Source organism: Chthoniobacter flavus Ellin428 (assembly GCF_000173075.1).
Taxonomy (GTDB): domain Bacteria; phylum Verrucomicrobiota; class Verrucomicrobiia; order Chthoniobacterales; family Chthoniobacteraceae; genus Chthoniobacter; species Chthoniobacter flavus.
Map to the genome: position 1 here is coordinate 227,477 of NZ_ABVL01000003.1, position 17,186 is coordinate 244,662.

Consider the following 17,186-nt stretch of genomic DNA (forward strand, 5'->3'; position numbering starts at 1 on the left):
CCCATGAACGAAGTCACCGAAATCGAAGAGTTGAAGCGGCTGCTTGCGCAACTTGCCCCAGGGAATCAACCCGCGATCCTCTCCCTTGCGCCCGAAGACAAGCTGCCGTTGGACTCGATGGGAATGGTTAGTTTTGCGGTCGCCTTAGAAGATTATTATGGGCTCAGATTCCGGCCCGATGTCCACGATCTCGTTTCAATTTTTTCCAACCTGCGGTCGCTTGACGAATTCATCGCTCGCGAACGCCAGGCCGCCACATGAGAGACACCAATCCTTTTCTCTCCGCGGTAATGCGGAAGGTGCGAAGCGGCCGTCCCCGGCTAGAGACCGCCGAACCTTTCTTCACGCGGGTCGAGCCGGTCCCCCGGGGAAACTACGTCGAGATTTGGTTCCTGACCTCGGGTTGCACTTGGGATGCCCGCGGCGGATGCACCATGTGCAATTATGGCGCCGGTCCTCAAAACATTGCGCCACTGTTCATGCAGCAAGCCGTGGAGCAGGCGCTCGCGGTGCTTCCAGTCGCTCCTGCCGAGCTCATGGTATCGCCGTCCGGTGGCATGCTGGATGACCGCGAAGTTCCGCCGAAAGCTCGCCAAGGAATTTACGCCGCGATGGCGAAGAGCACTGCCGATCTGCTGCTGATCGAGACGCGCTCGGAGACGGCTACCGAGCGCCATCTCGACGAGTACCGCGCGACCTTTCCACACCGATCCCTAGCCATTGAGTTTGGGTTGGAATCGGCCTCTTCGTGGATCTCGACGTTCTGTGTGAATAAGGGCGCCGAGCCGGACCGCTTTGCCGCCGCCGCCGCCGCCGCACATCGGCGCGAGATCGGCGTCTATGCAAACGTCTGTATCGGCACGGCCTTTCTCTCGGCGCGTGAGTCTGTTGAAGACGCGGTGCAGACCGCGCGGTGGGCCTTCGCGCACGGAGGCGAGCGGGTGGTCCTTTTCCCTCTGCACATCAAGCGATTCACACTTCTGGAGGTCTTGCACCATGCCGGCCTATATCCGCGCGTCTCTCTCTGGTCGCTGGTAGAATGCCTGCGCCGCTTGGGTTCGGAAAACAGTCACCGGGTCGAGATCGCGTGGTACAAATCGTACTACACGCAAAAATCGAAGATGACCTTCTCCCCTACGACCTGCGACATCTGCCTGCCGACCGTCCTGACGCTCATGGACACCTATCGCCAAACGCAGGATTTCGCCGTTATCGAGAAGCTCGCAGCCTTTTCCTGCGCTTGCCACGAGGAATGGAGAGCCGCCATCGAAGCGGAGCCTTCGTCGTCGCTGCCGGAACGCGTCCTGCGCTCGTACGAATTTCTAGACGATCACCTCGGCGTTGGTGCGCGTGATGAACTTGCGAGCGTTTCGCGTCGGCTTTTTGTAGAAGAACCCTTCACCTATGCTACTTGGAAGGCCCATGATCTCGCTTGAAGTCGCGCAGAATTTTCTCCGCCGGAACGTTCCTTCCGGCAGACCTATGCTTGTCTTCCTTTCCGGCGGAGTCGACTCCGATGTCGTGGCCCGTCTGGCTGTCGCCACCTTCGGCGCCGCGCGCGTCGTCGGCGCCACCTGCTTGCAAGCCGCGCAAGATCCCGCTCATCCAGAGAATGCCGCGCGGCTCGCCCGCACTTTGGGCATCGAATACGCGCAATTGAACTTGGGGCAGATGCCAGCCGAACTCGCCGCCGAGCTGGCGCGGGCCTCTCCCCGATTCGACGATGGGGAAAACGGCTGGCTGATCGAGGCGAGAGCCAAGTGCGCTTTGCGAACCTCCATCGCCGCACTCTACCACGATCGGGGCTACTACATCTTAGGGTGTGGCAATCGCACAGAATTGCGCTTGGGGTTCTTCATGCCACTTGGGGACGGAATTTGCCACGCCGCCCCAATCCTGCACTTGTTCAAAACCGAGGTGTATGTCCTTGCCCAGGCATTGGGCACCGACTCCCAAGTGATCGAGCAACCGCCGTCTGCGGGTTTTTGGCCCGGTCAGTCGGACTTGGAGGATATCGCCTACTGGATGCTCCATGGTGGCCCCATCGTCCGGCCCGTGCATTTTTCGGAAGAAGATATCGCGGAGGTCGAACGGATGCGCCGCGTCCTGAGCTTTGCAGGGCTCGACGCGGCCCTTAAGGAATACGAGCGCGGCTCTGCTCCCGCCTTTGCGGCGTCCGTCTCAGGTCTGGAGCTCAAGATCGTGGAACGTGTTTACCGCGTCGCCGAGGCAGCGCGGGCGCTCAAGCTAATTCCCATGTGTGCGTCGCTTCTCTCGGAAGCTGCGCCGACATGAAGACGCTGGCGCTCCTTCTCCGAGCCGCGAGCGCTGACGCCGGATCCGCCGTAGCCCTGCTTTCGGACCGGCATCGGCTCTCTTATGCAGATACGTGGCGGCAAGTGGAGCAACTCGGTTGCGAGTTGCAGGCTGCGGGACTGACGCCTGGGAAGCGTGTAATCGCGATCACATCCCTGACCGTCGAGACTGTGCTCATGTTGGTCGCCATTTCGTGGACTGGCGCCATCATCATTCCGGCCGTCGCCTCGGGGCCTGGAGCCGATCTGAACGGCGTTAGGCAGTTCAGTCCTTGTCATTTGATCGGCACAGCCGAGCATCTCGAACCCTTCGATGTAGAGCTTTGTGCAGAATTCAGGGTGGGTGAAAAGCGTTACTTCCTAGGCCGGTGGGAAGACGACCAAGATGGTGATGCACCGACCCGCGACGAAACCATCTTCCTCACCTCGGGCACCACGGATGGCCCGCTGGGTGTGGTCTGTTCGCAAGCCCAAATCGCTTTCTGCCAAGCGGCAATCCAACAACGGCTCCGTTACGTTCCACAAGATCGCGTGTTGATCGGCGGCCCACTTTCATTCGATTACCACTACTATCAACTGCTGCTCGCCTTTGCCGCGCGCGCGACGTTAGTCGTCTGCGATCAGGTGCAAAACCCCCTGGCAATGGCCGACCGAATTCTCCGGATGAAAGTCACCGTCCTGCCGTTGATCCCATACAGCTTCCGCCTGCTGCTAAAGTCGCGCATGCTGGAAAGGGGCGACTATTCCTGCGTGCGCCTGCTCTCTGCCACCGGAGAGGTGTGGCCCAAGCGCGAAATCGAACTCCTTGCGCAAGCGTTTCCCGCTGCCAGCGTATTTCCAATGTATGGGCTCACGGAGTGCAAGCGGGTCAGTATCCTCGATCAGCGGCTCAATCCGGAGTTACTCGGGGCGGTGGGCTTTCCGCTCACAGGGACACGAGTGCAGATTTTTGACCCCAACCACAGCGCATTGTCCACTGGCGACGTTGGCGAGATCGCCGTTGAAGGACCTCATTTGGCTGATGGGTACTTTCAGCGTCCCGAGGCCACATGCAGACGTTTTCATCAGCACCCGGATGGGAGACGCTTCCTGCTCACGGGCGACCAAGGCTACCTGGACGAGCGGGGCGCTCTTTGGTTCGTCGGGCGTGATACCCAACTGATCAAATACCGGGGCATTCGCACCTCCGCGGCGGCGATTGAAACCGCCTTCCTCCAGTGCCCGAATGTCCAGCGCGCCGTCGCGATGAATGTTCTCACGCGGTCCGGAGAAAAGGTCGCCGTGATGATCGAACTGGCCGATCAGAGCGCTGCCGGCGACACGAAGATCGCGGAGACTGTGCGAAGTCTGTGGCCCTTACACGGGCAGCCGGATTACTTTGAATTCGGCTTCATTCCTCTCCTTGCCAATGGCAAACCAGCCCGCGCCAAGGTTGCCACTTTACTCCATGAACGGTGCACCCGAATCGAATGAACGGAACCCGTGGATCGAAGGAGCTCTGTCGCTCCGTCAACTCTCGTATGGATGCCACGTTCTGGCAGCCTTTCAGCTCATGCCGGAACTCGAGGAATTGCTGAGCGCTACCGAACTAGCCGGTCTTACGGGACTCTGTTTTGGTTTGTCTCACGTCGACAGAGATCGCGCGCGTCAACTCGTTCCTAGTGTTTCTCCTCTTCCGGCATTGTCCAGCGCCTTGGGTGCCTTGGGAATTGCCTCGTCGCTGAAACACTGGGGCGAACAGGAGGGCGATGCCGCGTACCGCGATCTGGCCGTGCAGACCGAACGCCGTCCCACGTTGGTCGGTCCGTTGGATATGGGACTGCTTTTCCACAATCCGTCGGCGCTGGTTTACCGTGGTCTTGATCACATGCTCGTCGCGCTCGAGGTGCACGAACACGAGATACTCGTAACCGACAGTGAAGGATTTCCCGCCGTCGTCATTCCACGGGAAGAATTCTTGACGGCGTGGCGGGCTATCTCCGTTCCTGAATCGCATCGCTCTTTCAATAGTCTATGCGTCGACAGAGTTTCGCCGTTTAGGGATGAGGAGCGTGAACGTGCGCACCTCCGGGAGGCGCTGCTTGCGCAGCGCCCTGCTTCCAGTGCGCACGTCGCGGCCATAATACAGCGGATCAGCGCCAGCCAATCTGAGGACGAGGGCAGTGGATTGGAACTCAATCTGGCGGCTCTCTTGGAGAGAGCGTCATGCACGTTGCAGATTACCTATTATTTCTCCGACGGAGATTGGGCTACCATCTCTGAAGCTCTGCTCGAATTGGTCGCGACGCTCGGCGGCATTCTCGGCCCGCCGCTGGCTCCAGGGCGCCGCATGGCCGCCCTCAAGGGTGTGGCGCGCTATTTCGACCGCCTTTGCGCAGTATAACCCATGCAGATTATTGCGATCACCTACGCCTTGGGTTCAGAGCAAATTCCCGTTGAAAAGCTCGGACTTCAGGCCGCACTTCCTCCGGCGGCGATTGCTCAAATGCTGGACAATGGTTTGCAGACGGTTCCCGTTTGGCCTGGTGAAAAGCGCCCCCTGGCTTTGCAAAGCTTTATCGCCAGCTTTGGACGCGAACAATGCGAAGCGCTTCATTCCCTCAAGGCGGTGATCGTGGCCAAAACTCACTTGGGAGCGCACACGTTGCGAGCCGAGGATGCTCGCGATTGGTTTTCCAGCCGGGAGGGCCATCCGGCGCTCGCAATGGAGGTTACGGGCCAGCCCTGCGCCATCCTGCACAGTGGCGTCGAACTCGCACGAAGGCTTCTTGCGCGATCGAATGGAGAAGAACCCAGCTGCGTCTTGCTGGTCGGTTGCGACGTTGCGGAAAACGCTGCAGAGCGGTGCTATTTTGGAAGCGCCATGGGGGATGCCTGTGTAGCGATGCTATTGAGCATGCGGGCGGGAGGACCAGCCATACTGGGATCCCACGTCGAAACGAACATTGTAGCGCCCCTCGGAGAGCAAAGCGATCCGAACGAGATTGCTCGATTCCGCCAGCATAATGTATTTTGGATTCGCGAGGCCATTTTCAGAGGGTTGGCGAAAGCGGATCGCTCGCTTGATACCCACTGCATCATACTTCCTCACACTCCAAACAGGCACATCGTCGAAGCCATCCGCCAGTCACTGGCTCTGCCGCACGACCGCATCATTTCGGAGTTCATGGCAACGACTGGTCATTGCTGCTCGAACGACTCATTCATCACCTTTGCCCGCCTCGTGGCCCAAGGTAGACTCCAGAAATACTCCACAGCAGTGCTTGTGAATGGCGGATTTGGTGGTACTCGTGGCGTGACGGTGATCGAGCCCTCATCATGAAGCTTCCGCTCAACATCCACCTCTACATCACCCCGTATTGCCCGGTGCCATGCCGGCACTGCTATTATGAGGCGTTGCGGCCCGGGGCACCTTACAGTGGACAGCTTTCGGCAGAGCAAATGGCCAGCGTGATTGTGGCGCTGGATACGGAATACGACATGGACGTTCATTTGGAGGGAGGGGAAGCATTCCTGAGCGACGACCTGGCCGAGCTTCTGGCACGCGTGCCGACGGACACATGGCAAAAGATCACCATCACAACCAGCGGCGCCCTAAAGCCGAAATTCGACGTCAAACTCCTGCGCTCGGTCGGAGATTTGCGCGTGTCGGTGGAAGGAATGAACGCCGAGCAGCATTTCACCTTACGAGGAATGCAGATCGATCGCACCGAGAGCTTCATGCTCGATCTCCAGCGCGATGGCGTTCGCTTTTCCATCCGCTCGACCCTGTTCACGGAGAACGTGCAGCATTGGATGGGGCTTGCTCAATACGCCCGTCAATTGGGAGCTGCCCAATTGTCCTGGTATGAACTCCAACCGGTGGGCCGCGCGAACCAAACGGCCGAGCATGGCTTCCTGACCCCGCAACAGATCGATAGTTTTTTGGCCTCGCTCAGTGCGCAGAGAAGTTCGGACCTTCCGCTCCTGTGTCGCTTTCAGTTTCCTGAGCGGCGCGTGGAAGCCGTCGGCCAACGAACACGCTCATTGAGCGCCTCGGGTTGGCACGTGCGAAGCCTGCCCGATATCCCTAGCCTCACGATCAACCCCAATGGAGATATCGGCGTCAGTCCCTGGAAGATTACTGCTCAACATGTAGGCGACCGGTTCGGAAACGTGAGGGACTCGGGATGGTTGGAAAAGGTCCGAAAAGCTTACGGGGAAGGCAATCTACATGACGCCTCGCCGAGCACCTCTAGGCTTCGCATCAGTTCCGATTAAGACCTGCGCAAACCAAGATGGCGTGAGCGGAAACAGTAAAATAGACATCCCGTTATTGAATCGGGTCACGTCCCCGGGTTCCGTCCGACTCGCCGACAGAGAGGAGGCAGACGTGTGTGTCGAATTCTTTGCTCGTCACCTCACTGAGGACAATGTTTTCTCTCGGGAATTCCTGTGTCCGATGGGAGTGAGAGCGGCAGTGACCCGCGGGCAAGTCATCGTTTGCAAGGTCGGTTTGGAAGTAATTGCGGCAGTCCGGTTTTACTGTCGCAAACGAACTGCCTGCGTTTCAATTTACCAATTTGCGGTGAACCCCACCTGGCGCGGCCATCGGCTTTCGCTAGAGATGATAAAGGCGGTGCCTCGGGGTTTGCGCATTTCATGTTGCTCGCCATCGTCCTCCTTAAATGAGTATTACGTCAAAACGGGGTGGACGTTGCGCCGCCGAAGCTGTCAGAAGAACGAGTGGACATTGCCATGCAGCAGCGCAGAGCAATCACCACCCCTTTGAGTGGTTTCCAAAGCGCCGGGCTCCGCATGCGGGCGGACGAATCCGCGCGACCCTCTTTGGCGCGCAAACCTCGGAGTGACCCGCCGCGCCGAGATCGCGAGTTTCAGCTCGTTACCGCTAAAACAAGTGAATGCCGTGCTGGGTGCGTCCGTTGGTAAATTGCCGTGAATTATCTTTCCGCACCACCGGGCAGTAGACTTTGGTTAAAAACTTTGACTCATCTAATGCAGGCACCATTGAGCCAGCCCCTCCCCCTGCAATCAAAGAGCCATATATTTCGAGCCAGTCTCCGCCTGAGTAGGCGAACTCAGTGCTCGGAAGCTGGTCGTGGAGCAACGTCTCTACAGAAGGCCGGATGTTCGCATACGGACCCTCCACTACAAGCTCCGCATATTGTCCTCCCTGCGTATATGTTAGTGCAAGCGCAGACTCGCGCCCCGCACCATCCTTGTCGAGAATCTCTCGCAGAGCAGAGAACGGGGATGCATTGTTCTGCAAGAACAGACACAACGAAAACGCGGTCAAGGCTGAGTGATCTCCCCTCCACTCGCCGCGCCATCTTGCGCCGTGTGTGATAAGTTGCCCCGGTGCCAATTCACAACCGAGGAGCGAAGTTCTTACGCCAGTCCTTTGCTCCCAATTCACAAAGGACGCATGAAGATCTCTCATTTCAGAATCCGGCGACCGCCCGCTCGTAAAGTGGGTTGGGATTGACGCAATACGCAACGAGGGCAATTCTAGAATTTGCATGGTCTATTCGACAACTTTTAATAAATGGAAGAGAAGCGCAGACGATTTGTGCCTCTGGAGTCAATTGACCGTCAACCAAAATTCTTAAAGGTGGACAGACGGGTTTAGGCGGTTGGAACGGAGCATGATGCTCTTGGCTTTCTGCGTAGAGGCACGTTCAAGGCTTTGGCGCCTGCGTCTTGGAAAGGGCCGAGATTGCGCGTTTAACAGGCGAATTCGGCCTGCGATTTCGGTGAGATGGGCGCTTGTCTCGGACGCACGAAGCACGAACGGCCTTCTGTTTCCAACACGCCGAACGCCCACCGGCTCGTGGCCGCAGGCGCTTGCGTTCAGCCCGGGCGTCTCAACTCTCGTCCAGGTTGCCAAACAGCCGGGCTGGGATGGCTTCAACGCCTTCTGGTCATGCCGGAAGAAATCCGCCTTTCGCTTCCCGTACTACCCCAGAAACCGATGCTTGCACCACCCCCGGCACTCCTCCATCGCGCTCCGTAGCTGCACCGGGTAGCTCGAACCTGCCTTCTTCATCACCACGCCTTCGAAGAAATCGCAGCCAAGCGCGCGGTTCGCCTCGCGAAGCCTCGCGTAAAACGTCAGTGCACCGGCTTGATCTTCAACGCGCAGATTCGGCGTTAGGCACACAGCATTGATCGGAACTGAGCGCGTCGTATCTCCCGAGAACACCGGATCGCGAGGCAGCAAAGATTCCAGCATCGCCCGCCGCTGCTCGTAGCTCGGCGTTTTGGCTTCTTGAACCACATCCAGCACGACGAGCGTGCCACGACCGAGATTGTGGCGGCGTTCCAACGCTTCACAATCAGCCCAAACGAGGCCGCGGCTGGCCAACTTCGCCAGGGAAGCCAGCGCGGGCCAGAAGCAATCTGCGATTGTGAGCAATGCACCGTGCCGATTCCACATCGTCCCGGTCGGCGTGTGGATGAGTGCGCGCCACCCGTTCAATTTTGGCTCAGCATACCACAGCCCGCGTTTCGGCGGAGCCAACTCGAGTCGCCCGCCCTGAATCGGCCGTGCGGGATACGTGATCAGCGGAGGCACGTTCATGGCCTTGGAACCTCCGTCTCGGAAGGGTCGGATTGCGCATTTATCACACGAATTTGGCCTTCGATTTCCGCGCCAAGTATGGAGGGATTGGCGTTCGTCTCGGAATCACGAGCGGCCTTCTGATGGATGGCTTTCGCGGCAGCTTCGAGATCATCGAGCGTGGTGACGCAGCGTTCGCCGTCGAAGATCGTCAGGACAATTGGTTTGCTAGTCTTCATCTGGGAGCATCACGGTTATCGCAGGCTGCGGATCGTCGAGATCGCTGGGACCACACACTGCCTTCAGGTTCACGAGTGGCGGCGTACGGTCGCGATTGTCGTTGCGGACATGCAGGCCGAAGAGCATCTGCGGGCCGCTGGTTCGTCGGGCGGCGCAACGCAACATCCACATCACATCCCACAGCCGGCCTTTCTCATCCTGGCAGCGTACGCCCTCGGGCACTCGCACGTAGTTCTCCCACACCGCCCGGGTGAGATAGACCGGGAATTTCAGCCCGGCCTCGCGGGCCATTTCGCTCACGTCGATCTGGACGCCATCGGAGAGCGCGTCCTTCCGGGTGTAGCTGTAAATCACGTCACCGAACAAGCGGTCATCGGGGACAAACTTGTGCCGGCCGGCGTGCCCGGCGCCAAGCTGGCAGCGACGGCCGCCAAACTTACTTTCGTAAGCGTCGCACTGCATATTCGAGCCGCAGTCGTCGCATTTCAGGTGATCGGGCGGTTGACCGGAACGGCCGCAGGCTGGGCACGTTGAGCCACTCTCTTTCTCCTGCCACAGCACGATTTCCAACGGGCCATGAACGCGCTCCATCGCCTGCCGCAGTTCCGCCGCCGACTCTTCATCGGCGGCGGTGAACACTCCCGCGAGGTTCGGGTTGCTCGTCACGGTTTTCGTCGGCGAACTGACCCAGTGGCCGTCAGCGAGCCGCAGCGTGAACTTGATCTCATTCATCTTCGTTTCCTCCGCGTCCGAGTTTCGTCTTCACGCTCGCGCTGATCGGCACGACCTTGTCGAGTTCGTGGTTCTCAGCGACCGAGAACAGCGTGTGTCGCGCGGTGTGAAACTCCTTCGTCGGCTTGATGGTCGCCTTCGCCGAGAGCGCCGTGCTGGCCCCGTGCCGGGCAAACAACTCCTGCAGTTCCGCGAGCAGCGGCTCGACCGCAGCATCCGGAATGAGATCACCTTTGATCTTCAACTCGAAGGACTGCTTGAAATACCGGGCCGCGTGCCCACCGGCGATTCGCGTGATGGCGGGTTCGTCGCTCGTGCCACGGTAGGAGTTGGAGAACCCCACGCGCACGACCTTGCCGTCTTCCGACCGCGCCTCGACCGACGAGGCCACGGCGTGCTGGCCGTGGTAGTGCTGGAAGTAGAACGGCTTCGCGATAGCGATCAGCTCGGCTTTCTCCAGTTCGAGTGCGCCTTCGAGCGCTTCGACCTGGGCGCTCTTGTCGAGGATGCTGGTGACCAACTCGCCGACTTGGCCGTCGGGGTCGGGCAACAGCGGGTAGGCTTTCGCCGATTTGCTGGCCGGCGTCTGCGTGGCGAACCCTGCGAGGCTGACCTTCTTTAAGGCCGGAGCGGGTGCGGGTGTGGGTGCTTTCGGTTCTGCGGGTCCGGAGCCGGACTGGCGTTCGGGCGCCGCACTGGTGGTTGCTTTCGTTTTCTTCATTGGTTTTTCGGTTTGGTTGTTTCTGGTTCTCGCCGTCGACTACGCGGACTGCGTAGCTTCACGGCAAAAAGTGGTGCGGTGATCGGCGTGGGCGGACTTCACCTTGGCAACTTCGGCGATCAGGGCCGTGCCGGTGACCTTCCACCGCTGCGGGTCGTCCGCCGTGGAGCCCGCGAAGATCGCGTTCAGGCAGACGTTCAAAATGTCGCCGCCAGACAGCCCCTTCGATTCCGTGGCGAGGATGTTCAGGTCGGCGAACACGCGCTCGCGGTTCGGCAGGTGCAGCTCGAAGAGCCGCCGGCGCATCGCCTTGTCCGGCAGCCGGAACTTGATGTGGCGTGAAATGCGCCGGAGCAGCGCCGGATCGTAATTGCCGAACAGATTCGTCGTCACAATCACCACGCCGTTGAACCGGTCGAGTTCCTGCATCAGCACATTGCGGTTCTGATTGATCGAGGTCGCGCAGCTCTCCCCGATGTTCACACGGCGGGAGAGCAGCGAATCCGCCTCATCGAAGAACAGGACTGCGCCGAGTTCGCTCGCCCGCTTGAAACACGCGGCGATGTGCTTGGCCGTGTCGCCGAGGTATTTCGAGATCACCGCGCTGTAGTCCACTTGATAGAGCGGCTGGCTGAGCCACAGCGCTACGCCGAGAGCGGCGCGCGTCTTGCCCGTGCCCGGCGAGCCGTGGAAGTTCAGGATGCAGCGGCCGTCCTGCGGCTGAAGGCGGCTGATGCTCCACACGGCCTCGAGGTCGGCGCGACGCTGGATGGCGCGCAGGCCGGCGGCGATGTCTTCGCGCACGTCCGCGTGGAGTACTAGGTCATCGAGCGCGTGGTGCGGCTGCGGGGTGACGAGCACGCCCAGATCGGGCGCTTCGCCATTGGATGCGCCGTTATTGCGGCGGCGCGGGTTACGATGGTCTGCCGCGGTCGCGGCATCCGGTGGCAGGGTTTCTTCGTGTTCAGGCATAGGTGGTTTAAGGTTGCGTCCTTGTCCTCGTTCGCGCCGCTCGCGGAAGTCCATCGCTGATAGGCTCCAAATTTTTCGCCTTTTGCTTCACGCCCTGGCGCTTGGCGCGAGAAGTGAGTCGCGGGCGTTTTTCGTAGGTCCGCTCGCAACGGGCGCAGACTCCCGACCCGTCCTCGCTTGGTCGGCCGCAGTATCGGCATCGGGTCTCTTTCACAGCAGCCCGCCTCCTTCCACATCGAGCCACGTCTCCAGATCAGCCATCGCCGCGCGCACGCAGCCGCCGCTTCCGACGGCAATACGCAGGGCCACATCGCGCGGCACTTTCCAATGCGCCCGCAGGAAATCCGCGATTTCCTCGGTGCCCGGCGCCGTCAGCTTGATCGACTGGAACCGGGTCTGGAACCGCTCCGTCAGCAGGTCGAGCTGCAGGTTGCTCGTGCCGATCAGCGCTTTCCCGGGCGGCAGCTTATCGAGATACGTCAGGAGGATGTCCTGCGCGTCCTTTGAGCAGCGGTCCAGCTCGTTGATGATCTTCACCGACCAGTTCGAGAACAGCGACCCGTAAGGCAGCGTCTCCATCCAACTTCGCACGGCATCGACGGTCACTTCCTTACCGTTGAAGCTCTCAATCCCGAGCGCCGTGCCGGTCAGTTCGCGCGCCACGAGTTCGGCGACCGTAGTCTTGCCGACGCCGGGCGGGCCGTAGAGCAGGAGCTTGCAGGCCGCATTCCGCACATCACGCACCCGTCGCGCCTTCGAGGCCTGGGCTGCACACACCGAACGGGCCTGACCGATCAGGTCGTCCGCCGACTGCGGCCGCCAGTTCATCGGTGAAGGCCTGGGCTCTGGCTTCAGTGGCGCAGGCTTGTGGCCGTTCCTTGAGTTAAGCCGCAACCGCATAGCCGCCTCCTTTCAGGCTCACCAATTCGCGCAGCTTCTCGGCCACGGTGGCCGCGCCCCTTTTATAGAGCGCGACCACCACCAGTTCGCCGTCGAGCCAAACGGCCCAGTGCCGCGTGCCGTAACGAGTGACTGTGACCACGGCTACCAGCCCTCCCGGCGCACGCGTGCCTTCACGGTGTTGATCGACAGGTCGAAGTGCGCCGCCGTCTGCTTCGGGCTGCGGCAGTGCTTGTAGAACCGCTTCACAGCCCGCCAATCCGTCATCGCGGGCAGCGGCGTCTCCGGCTCCGCGCTGCGTCCGTTAGTGGCCGGTGTATCAGCCTCTCGGGAGCGCGTGGAATCGCGTTGGAAGGCGTCGAAGCGACGGCTGGATGGGGAGTGAGTCCCATTCGTCGAGGCCGCGGTCTGTCGGCCTTCGAGTGCGGCGAGACGCTGCTCGATGGGGCGCAGCCGGTCGGCCACGGCGACGTTCGCCGCGTCCCCGACGATCTTGCTCACGTCGATGGACGAGCAGCCGCTCCTGCGGGAGCCGATCACTTCGAGCACCTTGGTGGCGACGATCTCACGGATCAGTTCCACGGGGATTTCCGTGATCGAATAGACCACGCCGGTGAGCGACTGCAGCCCGAGCAGACTCTTCATCTGCTCGCGTGCCGTCCGCGGATTCTCGGCCTCGATGCGATCATCGAAGACGACTTTGCCAGCCTTGCTGGCGATCAATTTGAACAACTTCATTTTGGTTTCTGTGGATGCGGGTCAGCTTTGGTGATTGCCGAGTGCCAGCGGGAGCTGCCCCATGTTTCCCGTTGGATTCGGTTTGCGACGCGGCTCCGCAGACTGCGGAGTTTGTGCCGAAAAAGATGCGCGCCCCGCGCTCGCGGTGAGGTAGGGCAGAAAGCTAGTGTTGCTGACGAGGAAGCGGCGCCACGGCTGCCAGTCGCCATAGAGTTCAATTTCCTTGTCCGTCATCACCGCCCAACGCCCCGGCAGCTTTTTGAGCAGCTTCGTTCCCTTGTGATGCACGAGCGCGGCCACCGCGCGGCTGTCGCTCATCGGGCCTTCAAGGTCGCCGATGACTTCCGACGCCGCTTCCCAGTTGCCCCATGTGCCGTTGTGGAAGAGCACCGATTTGCACACACCCTCATAGCCCAGCGCCGCCTCTGCGGTCACGGGAAACGGATGGCAGAGCAGCGGCTCGACGCCACCAACACTCGCCCACCGAAAATGGATGACCACTTCACCCGGCACCTGCTGAATCAGATGGTTCACTTCCCCGGGCGTGAGCGACTTCTCCCAGTGAATGCGGCGCTTCTCGCGCCATGCCACACCCGCTCCGTGCGGATTGGCGGCGTGACACGCGCGGAGGACAGTCAGGTCAGGGCGTTGCTTGGGCGGGCAGATCAGGACGACACACATGGGAAATGGATGGGCTGAGGATTGAGAAAGGCGGGGTTCACAGCCGGGCCTCCGGGTAGCGCTCATCGAACTTGCGGCAGAGGCGTAGCGCCTCCGGGCCGTAGCTGGGGAAATCGCGGTGCAGCCGGCCGAACAGTCCCAGCGCGCAGGGCCGCGCGCCGCCGGTCCACCCGAGGTAATCCCAGAGAAAATGCATCGCGCTCTCGGCGGTGGCCGTCCGCTTGGCTTGCAGCTTGTTTTTGCGAAACGCGCCAAGGCACTGGACTTGGGCGGCCCGGCGGCAGAGCCCAAGCACCGTCGCCAAGTGATGCAGCACCTTCTCGAGGCTCGTGGTGCCAGCGAACACGCGGAACTCCACCGCGCCCACATACTCGTCGCCGCGCATCCGAAAGGATTTTTGGAGGTTCAACATTCCGCGCCCGCAGGCCACTGCCGCGGCTTCTTTGTCCGCGACGCTGCTCGTGTTCACGATCTTCCTCATGTGGCGCTCGACATCGGCAGCAAGCGTGTGGCTGTAGCGGCTCAGGTGGCGTCCGGTGCCCGTCTGGCCATAGAGCGACATGGCGTGCCACTGGGCGATGTGCGCGAGCTTCCGGACAAACTCGCTCACCTTGCCCGCCTCCTGGCTGCCGATCACCGACTCGATGCCCACGGTGATATGTACACCGCACGAGGTATCGACGGGTCGCGCCGATCGCGGTCATCCAATCGATGAAGCTGGCCAGAGCGCCTCAACGCCCTCGGTTCCGTGGAGGATAGGCGAAACAAACTCGCAGGGCATCTCGCCCGGCTCACAGGTGATGGAACCGTCGCGATCAGCCCGCCACGTCGCACCGTTAAAGGTGGGCGCGGTGAGAGTCTCTCCGTTGGTCGCACGGGCGCTCCTCACCGGATAACCGGCGTGATAGCCGCCGACGGCGAGCCCGCACGTACGCGGCACTTTGGTTTCAAGTTCAACGCCGAAGCGGATGTTCATCGCTTCAACGTCCTCGGGTTTCCGCAGACTACGCGGAGTGCGTAGTTTTTGCGCATGGCTTGGGATGGTGGTTGCAGACATGCCCTTGCCTCGTTCAGACGGCCCGCGAACGGGAAGCCGAAGTGATCGCCATATTTTTCACCATTTTGCGGAGCGGCCTTCGGTTGGCGCGAAAGATGAAGTTCAAAAAGCCTGCTAACGCTCGCGGCCATTTTGTTCACAGGTCCCATGCCTCGCGGAACCCGACGAACTTGGGGAAACGCGGCGCTTCCTTCGCGCCGCTGGGCTGATGCTTGAACTTCACCAGCCGGCCAATCAGCGACTCCCGCTGATGCCACAGCGTCACACGATCAACGCCGCCCAGGACGTGGTTGTAGCCCAAGCGGAACTCCACGTCCGAATCGACGAGCTTGACGATGAATCCGCCGAGTTCGCCCCGGCCCACCTTGCCCGCCTGCGCCGAGCTGCGCTTGGTGCGCCCGAAGGCGTCACGCTGCGCCTCGTTCAGGTTGCTCATGCCTTCGTAGGTGTCGAGCACCACGGCTTCCGCATCCTCGAACCGTTTGATCTTTAGCAACCAGCCCTCGCGCTCGGTCGAGCGTCCGCATTTGTAGGGCGATTCCGGCGTGCGGATCATTACGCCCTCGTAGCCGTCTGCGAGACAGTCTTCCTCGTAGTGTGCGAGCTGCGCGGCATCGCGAATCTCAACCGGCAAGACTTTCTCGACGTGTGCGAACTGCGGCAGCCGCTTGAGTTCCTGCATCCGGCAGGCATAGGGCACGTCCACGCCGTCGCTCACGTAATCGAACACGGCGAAGGTGAAGTCCGGCTCCCCGGACTCGCGCCCGATGTGACCGGCGGTTTCACTGAACGTGGTCCCGTTGACGACCAGCTCGCCATCGAGGCCGTCGGGTAGGTTCGCTTCAATCCAGCCGCGCGTGAAGCGGTTGGAAACGGGCTTGAACGAGCGCGTCAGGGCGCGCCCGTTGATCTTCAGGCAACGTATGCCGTCGAGCTTCGGCGTGGCGAGCACGGGGAAGCTCAGGGCATCGGGGCGCTCGCACTTTCCGGCGAGCATCGGCTTGGTGATGTGGTTCATCGTTTGGTTCCTGGTTTTGGTTTCTGGTCTAGGCTGCGGAGGAACACGCCGAGTTCGGCGAGCGACTCCGCGAAAATGGCGCGCATCAACCGGCGGAGGATTTTGTACGGCATACGCGGACTGCGTAGTTCACGCACAAAAGGAGAGCTGGCCGTCCGTCGTGACCGCGCTCAGCCGGCCGACGAGCGTGGCGAGGTTGAACTTGCGCAGGCTGCGCTTCTCCACGTCGAAAACGGTGATCAGCCCGCCGCCGCGCAATTTTTCCGGCGAGGTGACAAAGCGCATCGTGCGCGTAGCGCCCGAGGCTTTAATGAAGGTGCCGACAAATTCAGTGCGCCTGCCGGCTTGGGCGGTGGTGGATTGCATATACATGGCCTTGCCTCGTCCGCCGCCCCTCGCGGAGTCCATCCGTTTGCTTCTCCTTATTTTCCACCATGTTTTCGAGCGCCCTTCGGTTGGCGCGAAAGATGAAGGCGAGCCGGAATCCTGCTGGCAGCCTACGCCATTTGCGGAAAATGTGCCGGCAAGTTGCCCGCTCGTTTATCACCCGAAATTGCCCTTCGATTTGGACAGCGGCAAAAGAGTCAGCGCCCGCGGGTGGTATGGTGATATTGCCCGCAGCCGCACAGATCAGTCGTCGATAATATCGTCGAACAGCCCCGGCTGGAATGGTTCCAGTGCCGCCTGCTCATCGCGGAAAAACTCGGCCTTGGTCTTGCCCATCTTGCGGCCCTTCTGCGTGTGGCAGTCGAAAGGCATTATTCGGGAATCTTCTCGCGCCCGCCCTTGAGTAGGTCGCCGGCGAGCTTATCCGCATCGAGGCCGGCCATCTGGTCATAGACGAAGTTCTGCAAATGGTCGGCGTCGCGATTCTTCTTCGCCGCGCACAGTAGGATCACGGCCTTGCTGATAAAGATGCGGCCTTTCGGCTGCTTCGCCGGCACATTGGCGTTCACGACCGCGTAGCTGTCGTGCAGAGCCTTCACCTCTTGGGTCAGGATGCCCCAGCAATCTTCCGCCGAAACCGTGAGTAGTCGCTTCCAGACATAATTGCCGTAACCGCTGGCCCACAGTTCCAGTGCCCAATAACCCGCAAGACGAGTATCTCCCCGGCGAATAGCCTTCTGCATCGCCGAGGAAACCTCGCCAAATTCATACCCGCGTTTGGTTAGGAATCGCATGTCTTGATTTTCGTTCGCCAAGAACGTGAGGCCAAAAAGAAAGGAGGGTGTTGAGGGGTGCCGCGAGCGGTC

The 17,186-nt window shown here is 60.7% G+C and carries 22 protein-coding genes; 7 read left to right on the forward strand and 15 right to left on the reverse strand.

The annotated features are described in order from the left end of the window. Positions 1–3: 3 nt before the first annotated feature. The 7 genes from CFE428DRAFT_RS06310 (at position 4) to CFE428DRAFT_RS06340 (ending at position 6,575) form a co-directional block, all read left to right on the forward strand. Complete coding sequence (locus CFE428DRAFT_RS06310) at positions 4–261, forward strand: acyl carrier protein (RefSeq protein ID WP_006978641.1); 258 nt, start codon at positions 4–6, stop codon at positions 259–261. A 218-nt stretch (positions 262–479) separates the two neighbouring features. Further along, positions 480–1,436: a hypothetical protein gene (locus CFE428DRAFT_RS06315; RefSeq protein WP_131989758.1), complete on the forward strand. Its 957-nt coding sequence runs from the start codon at positions 480–482 to the stop codon at positions 1,434–1,436. Beyond that, on the forward strand, positions 1,423–2,295 hold the full coding sequence (gene nadE / locus CFE428DRAFT_RS06320; RefSeq protein ID WP_337442639.1) for an NAD(+) synthase: 873 nt from the start codon (positions 1,423–1,425) through the stop codon (positions 2,293–2,295). The genes CFE428DRAFT_RS06315 and nadE overlap by 14 nt, the downstream gene beginning before the upstream one ends. Continuing rightward, entirely contained in the window at positions 2,292–3,788 is a 1,497-nt protein-coding gene (locus tag CFE428DRAFT_RS33100) for a class I adenylate-forming enzyme family protein (protein WP_006978644.1), read from the forward strand. The genes nadE and CFE428DRAFT_RS33100 overlap by 4 nt, the downstream gene beginning before the upstream one ends. After that, positions 3,763–4,698, forward strand: coding sequence for a hypothetical protein (locus CFE428DRAFT_RS33105; protein WP_006978645.1), 936 nt, complete (start codon positions 3,763–3,765; stop codon positions 4,696–4,698). Before CFE428DRAFT_RS33100 ends, CFE428DRAFT_RS33105 begins: the two co-directional genes overlap by 26 nt. A gap of 3 nt (positions 4,699–4,701) precedes the next feature. Then, positions 4,702–5,637, forward strand: a complete 936-nt coding sequence (locus CFE428DRAFT_RS06335) for a 3-oxoacyl-[acyl-carrier-protein] synthase III C-terminal domain-containing protein (RefSeq protein WP_006978646.1) — start codon at positions 4,702–4,704, stop codon at positions 5,635–5,637. Then, a complete protein-coding gene (locus CFE428DRAFT_RS06340; RefSeq protein WP_006978647.1) occupies positions 5,634–6,575 on the forward strand; it encodes a radical SAM protein in 942 nt (313 codons plus the stop codon). The genes CFE428DRAFT_RS06335 and CFE428DRAFT_RS06340 overlap by 4 nt, the downstream gene beginning before the upstream one ends. 1,696 nt (positions 6,576–8,271) lie before the next feature. On the opposite strand, the gene CFE428DRAFT_RS06350 is transcribed toward CFE428DRAFT_RS06340, so the two are convergent. The 15 genes from CFE428DRAFT_RS06350 to CFE428DRAFT_RS06410 all read right to left on the reverse strand — a co-directional run bounded on the left by CFE428DRAFT_RS06350 (position 8,272) and on the right by CFE428DRAFT_RS06410 (position 17,114). Continuing rightward, positions 8,272–8,679, reverse strand: coding sequence for a hypothetical protein (locus CFE428DRAFT_RS06350; RefSeq protein ID WP_237705447.1), 408 nt, complete (start codon positions 8,677–8,679; stop codon positions 8,272–8,274). A gap of 212 nt (positions 8,680–8,891) precedes the next feature. Continuing rightward, positions 8,892–9,113 (reverse strand): hypothetical protein, encoded by a 222-nt coding sequence (locus CFE428DRAFT_RS06355; RefSeq protein WP_006978651.1) that lies wholly within the window; start codon positions 9,111–9,113, stop codon positions 8,892–8,894. Then, positions 9,103–9,846 (reverse strand): DUF6573 family protein, encoded by a 744-nt coding sequence (locus CFE428DRAFT_RS38765; protein ID WP_006978652.1) that lies wholly within the window; start codon positions 9,844–9,846, stop codon positions 9,103–9,105. Before CFE428DRAFT_RS38765 ends, CFE428DRAFT_RS06355 begins: the two co-directional genes overlap by 11 nt. Then, on the reverse strand, positions 9,839–10,567 hold the full coding sequence (locus CFE428DRAFT_RS06365; RefSeq protein WP_006978653.1) for a hypothetical protein: 729 nt from the start codon (positions 10,565–10,567) through the stop codon (positions 9,839–9,841). Before CFE428DRAFT_RS06365 ends, CFE428DRAFT_RS38765 begins: the two co-directional genes overlap by 8 nt. A gap of 39 nt (positions 10,568–10,606) precedes the next feature. After that, on the reverse strand, positions 10,607–11,539 hold the full coding sequence (locus CFE428DRAFT_RS06370) for an ATP-binding protein (protein WP_006978654.1): 933 nt from the start codon (positions 11,537–11,539) through the stop codon (positions 10,607–10,609). 210 nt (positions 11,540–11,749) lie between these two features. Continuing rightward, the gene (locus CFE428DRAFT_RS06375) at positions 11,750–12,367 is read right to left on the reverse strand and encodes an ATP-binding protein (RefSeq protein ID WP_006978655.1); all 618 of its coding nucleotides are present in this window, start codon (positions 12,365–12,367) and stop codon (positions 11,750–11,752) included. Positions 12,368–12,422: 55 nt separating this feature from the next. After that, positions 12,423–12,581: a hypothetical protein gene (locus CFE428DRAFT_RS37045; protein ID WP_006978656.1), complete on the reverse strand. Its 159-nt coding sequence runs from the start codon at positions 12,579–12,581 to the stop codon at positions 12,423–12,425. Between the two features lie 2 nt (positions 12,582–12,583). Further along, positions 12,584–13,177, reverse strand: coding sequence for a hypothetical protein (locus CFE428DRAFT_RS06380; RefSeq protein ID WP_006978657.1), 594 nt, complete (start codon positions 13,175–13,177; stop codon positions 12,584–12,586). A 21-nt stretch (positions 13,178–13,198) separates the two neighbouring features. Next, positions 13,199–13,858, reverse strand: a complete 660-nt coding sequence (locus CFE428DRAFT_RS06385) for a class II glutamine amidotransferase domain-containing protein (protein WP_006978658.1) — start codon at positions 13,856–13,858, stop codon at positions 13,199–13,201. A gap of 37 nt (positions 13,859–13,895) precedes the next feature. Further along, the gene (locus CFE428DRAFT_RS06390; protein ID WP_006978659.1) at positions 13,896–14,510 is read right to left on the reverse strand and encodes a hypothetical protein; all 615 of its coding nucleotides are present in this window, start codon (positions 14,508–14,510) and stop codon (positions 13,896–13,898) included. A gap of 48 nt (positions 14,511–14,558) precedes the next feature. After that, entirely contained in the window at positions 14,559–14,915 is a 357-nt protein-coding gene (locus tag CFE428DRAFT_RS06395) for a hypothetical protein (protein ID WP_157447443.1), read from the reverse strand. A gap of 136 nt (positions 14,916–15,051) precedes the next feature. Continuing rightward, positions 15,052–15,933: an ATP-dependent DNA ligase gene (locus tag CFE428DRAFT_RS06400; RefSeq protein WP_006978661.1), complete on the reverse strand. Its 882-nt coding sequence runs from the start codon at positions 15,931–15,933 to the stop codon at positions 15,052–15,054. Positions 15,934–16,062: 129 nt separating this feature from the next. Then, entirely contained in the window at positions 16,063–16,305 is a 243-nt protein-coding gene (locus CFE428DRAFT_RS06405; protein ID WP_042724516.1) for a hypothetical protein, read from the reverse strand. 258 nt (positions 16,306–16,563) lie between these two features. Continuing rightward, positions 16,564–16,692: a hypothetical protein gene (locus tag CFE428DRAFT_RS40315; protein ID WP_006978664.1), complete on the reverse strand. Its 129-nt coding sequence runs from the start codon at positions 16,690–16,692 to the stop codon at positions 16,564–16,566. Continuing rightward, positions 16,692–17,114 (reverse strand): hypothetical protein, encoded by a 423-nt coding sequence (locus tag CFE428DRAFT_RS06410; RefSeq protein WP_202797372.1) that lies wholly within the window; start codon positions 17,112–17,114, stop codon positions 16,692–16,694. Before CFE428DRAFT_RS06410 ends, CFE428DRAFT_RS40315 begins: the two co-directional genes overlap by 1 nt. Positions 17,115–17,186: the final 72 nt, after the last annotated feature.

Excerpts from the sequence above, each read along its gene's own strand:
- CFE428DRAFT_RS06310 (WP_006978641.1), top strand. The coding sequence starts at position 4 with ATGAACGAAGTCACCGAAATCGAAGAGTTGAAGCGGCTGCTTGCGCAA.
- CFE428DRAFT_RS33100 (WP_006978644.1), top strand. The coding sequence starts at position 2,292 with ATGAAGACGCTGGCGCTCCTTCTCCGAGCCGCGAGCGCTGACGCCGGA.
- CFE428DRAFT_RS06410 (WP_202797372.1), bottom strand. The coding sequence starts at position 17,114 with ATGCGATTCCTAACCAAACGCGGGTATGAATTTGGCGAGGTTTCCTCG.
- CFE428DRAFT_RS06385 (WP_006978658.1), bottom strand. The coding sequence starts at position 13,858 with ATGTGTGTCGTCCTGATCTGCCCGCCCAAGCAACGCCCTGACCTGACT.
- CFE428DRAFT_RS06315 (WP_131989758.1), top strand. The coding sequence starts at position 480 with ATGCAGCAAGCCGTGGAGCAGGCGCTCGCGGTGCTTCCAGTCGCTCCT.
- CFE428DRAFT_RS06375 (WP_006978655.1), bottom strand. The coding sequence starts at position 12,367 with ATGAACTGGCGGCCGCAGTCGGCGGACGACCTGATCGGTCAGGCCCGT.
- CFE428DRAFT_RS06400 (WP_006978661.1), bottom strand. The coding sequence starts at position 15,933 with ATGAACCACATCACCAAGCCGATGCTCGCCGGAAAGTGCGAGCGCCCC.
- CFE428DRAFT_RS06380 (WP_006978657.1), bottom strand. The coding sequence starts at position 13,177 with ATGAAGTTGTTCAAATTGATCGCCAGCAAGGCTGGCAAAGTCGTCTTC.
- CFE428DRAFT_RS06335 (WP_006978646.1), top strand. The coding sequence starts at position 4,702 with ATGCAGATTATTGCGATCACCTACGCCTTGGGTTCAGAGCAAATTCCC.
- nadE (WP_337442639.1), top strand. The coding sequence starts at position 1,423 with ATGATCTCGCTTGAAGTCGCGCAGAATTTTCTCCGCCGGAACGTTCCT.
- CFE428DRAFT_RS40315 (WP_006978664.1), bottom strand. The coding sequence starts at position 16,692 with ATGCCTTTCGACTGCCACACGCAGAAGGGCCGCAAGATGGGCAAGACC.
- CFE428DRAFT_RS06365 (WP_006978653.1), bottom strand. The coding sequence starts at position 10,567 with ATGAAGAAAACGAAAGCAACCACCAGTGCGGCGCCCGAACGCCAGTCC.
- CFE428DRAFT_RS33105 (WP_006978645.1), top strand. The coding sequence starts at position 3,763 with ATGAACGGTGCACCCGAATCGAATGAACGGAACCCGTGGATCGAAGGA.
- CFE428DRAFT_RS06405 (WP_042724516.1), bottom strand. The coding sequence starts at position 16,305 with ATGTATATGCAATCCACCACCGCCCAAGCCGGCAGGCGCACTGAATTT.
- CFE428DRAFT_RS06340 (WP_006978647.1), top strand. The coding sequence starts at position 5,634 with ATGAAGCTTCCGCTCAACATCCACCTCTACATCACCCCGTATTGCCCG.
- CFE428DRAFT_RS06370 (WP_006978654.1), bottom strand. The coding sequence starts at position 11,539 with ATGCCTGAACACGAAGAAACCCTGCCACCGGATGCCGCGACCGCGGCA.
- CFE428DRAFT_RS06395 (WP_157447443.1), bottom strand. The coding sequence starts at position 14,915 with ATGTCTGCAACCACCATCCCAAGCCATGCGCAAAAACTACGCACTCCG.
- CFE428DRAFT_RS38765 (WP_006978652.1), bottom strand. The coding sequence starts at position 9,846 with ATGAATGAGATCAAGTTCACGCTGCGGCTCGCTGACGGCCACTGGGTC.
- CFE428DRAFT_RS06355 (WP_006978651.1), bottom strand. The coding sequence starts at position 9,113 with ATGAAGACTAGCAAACCAATTGTCCTGACGATCTTCGACGGCGAACGC.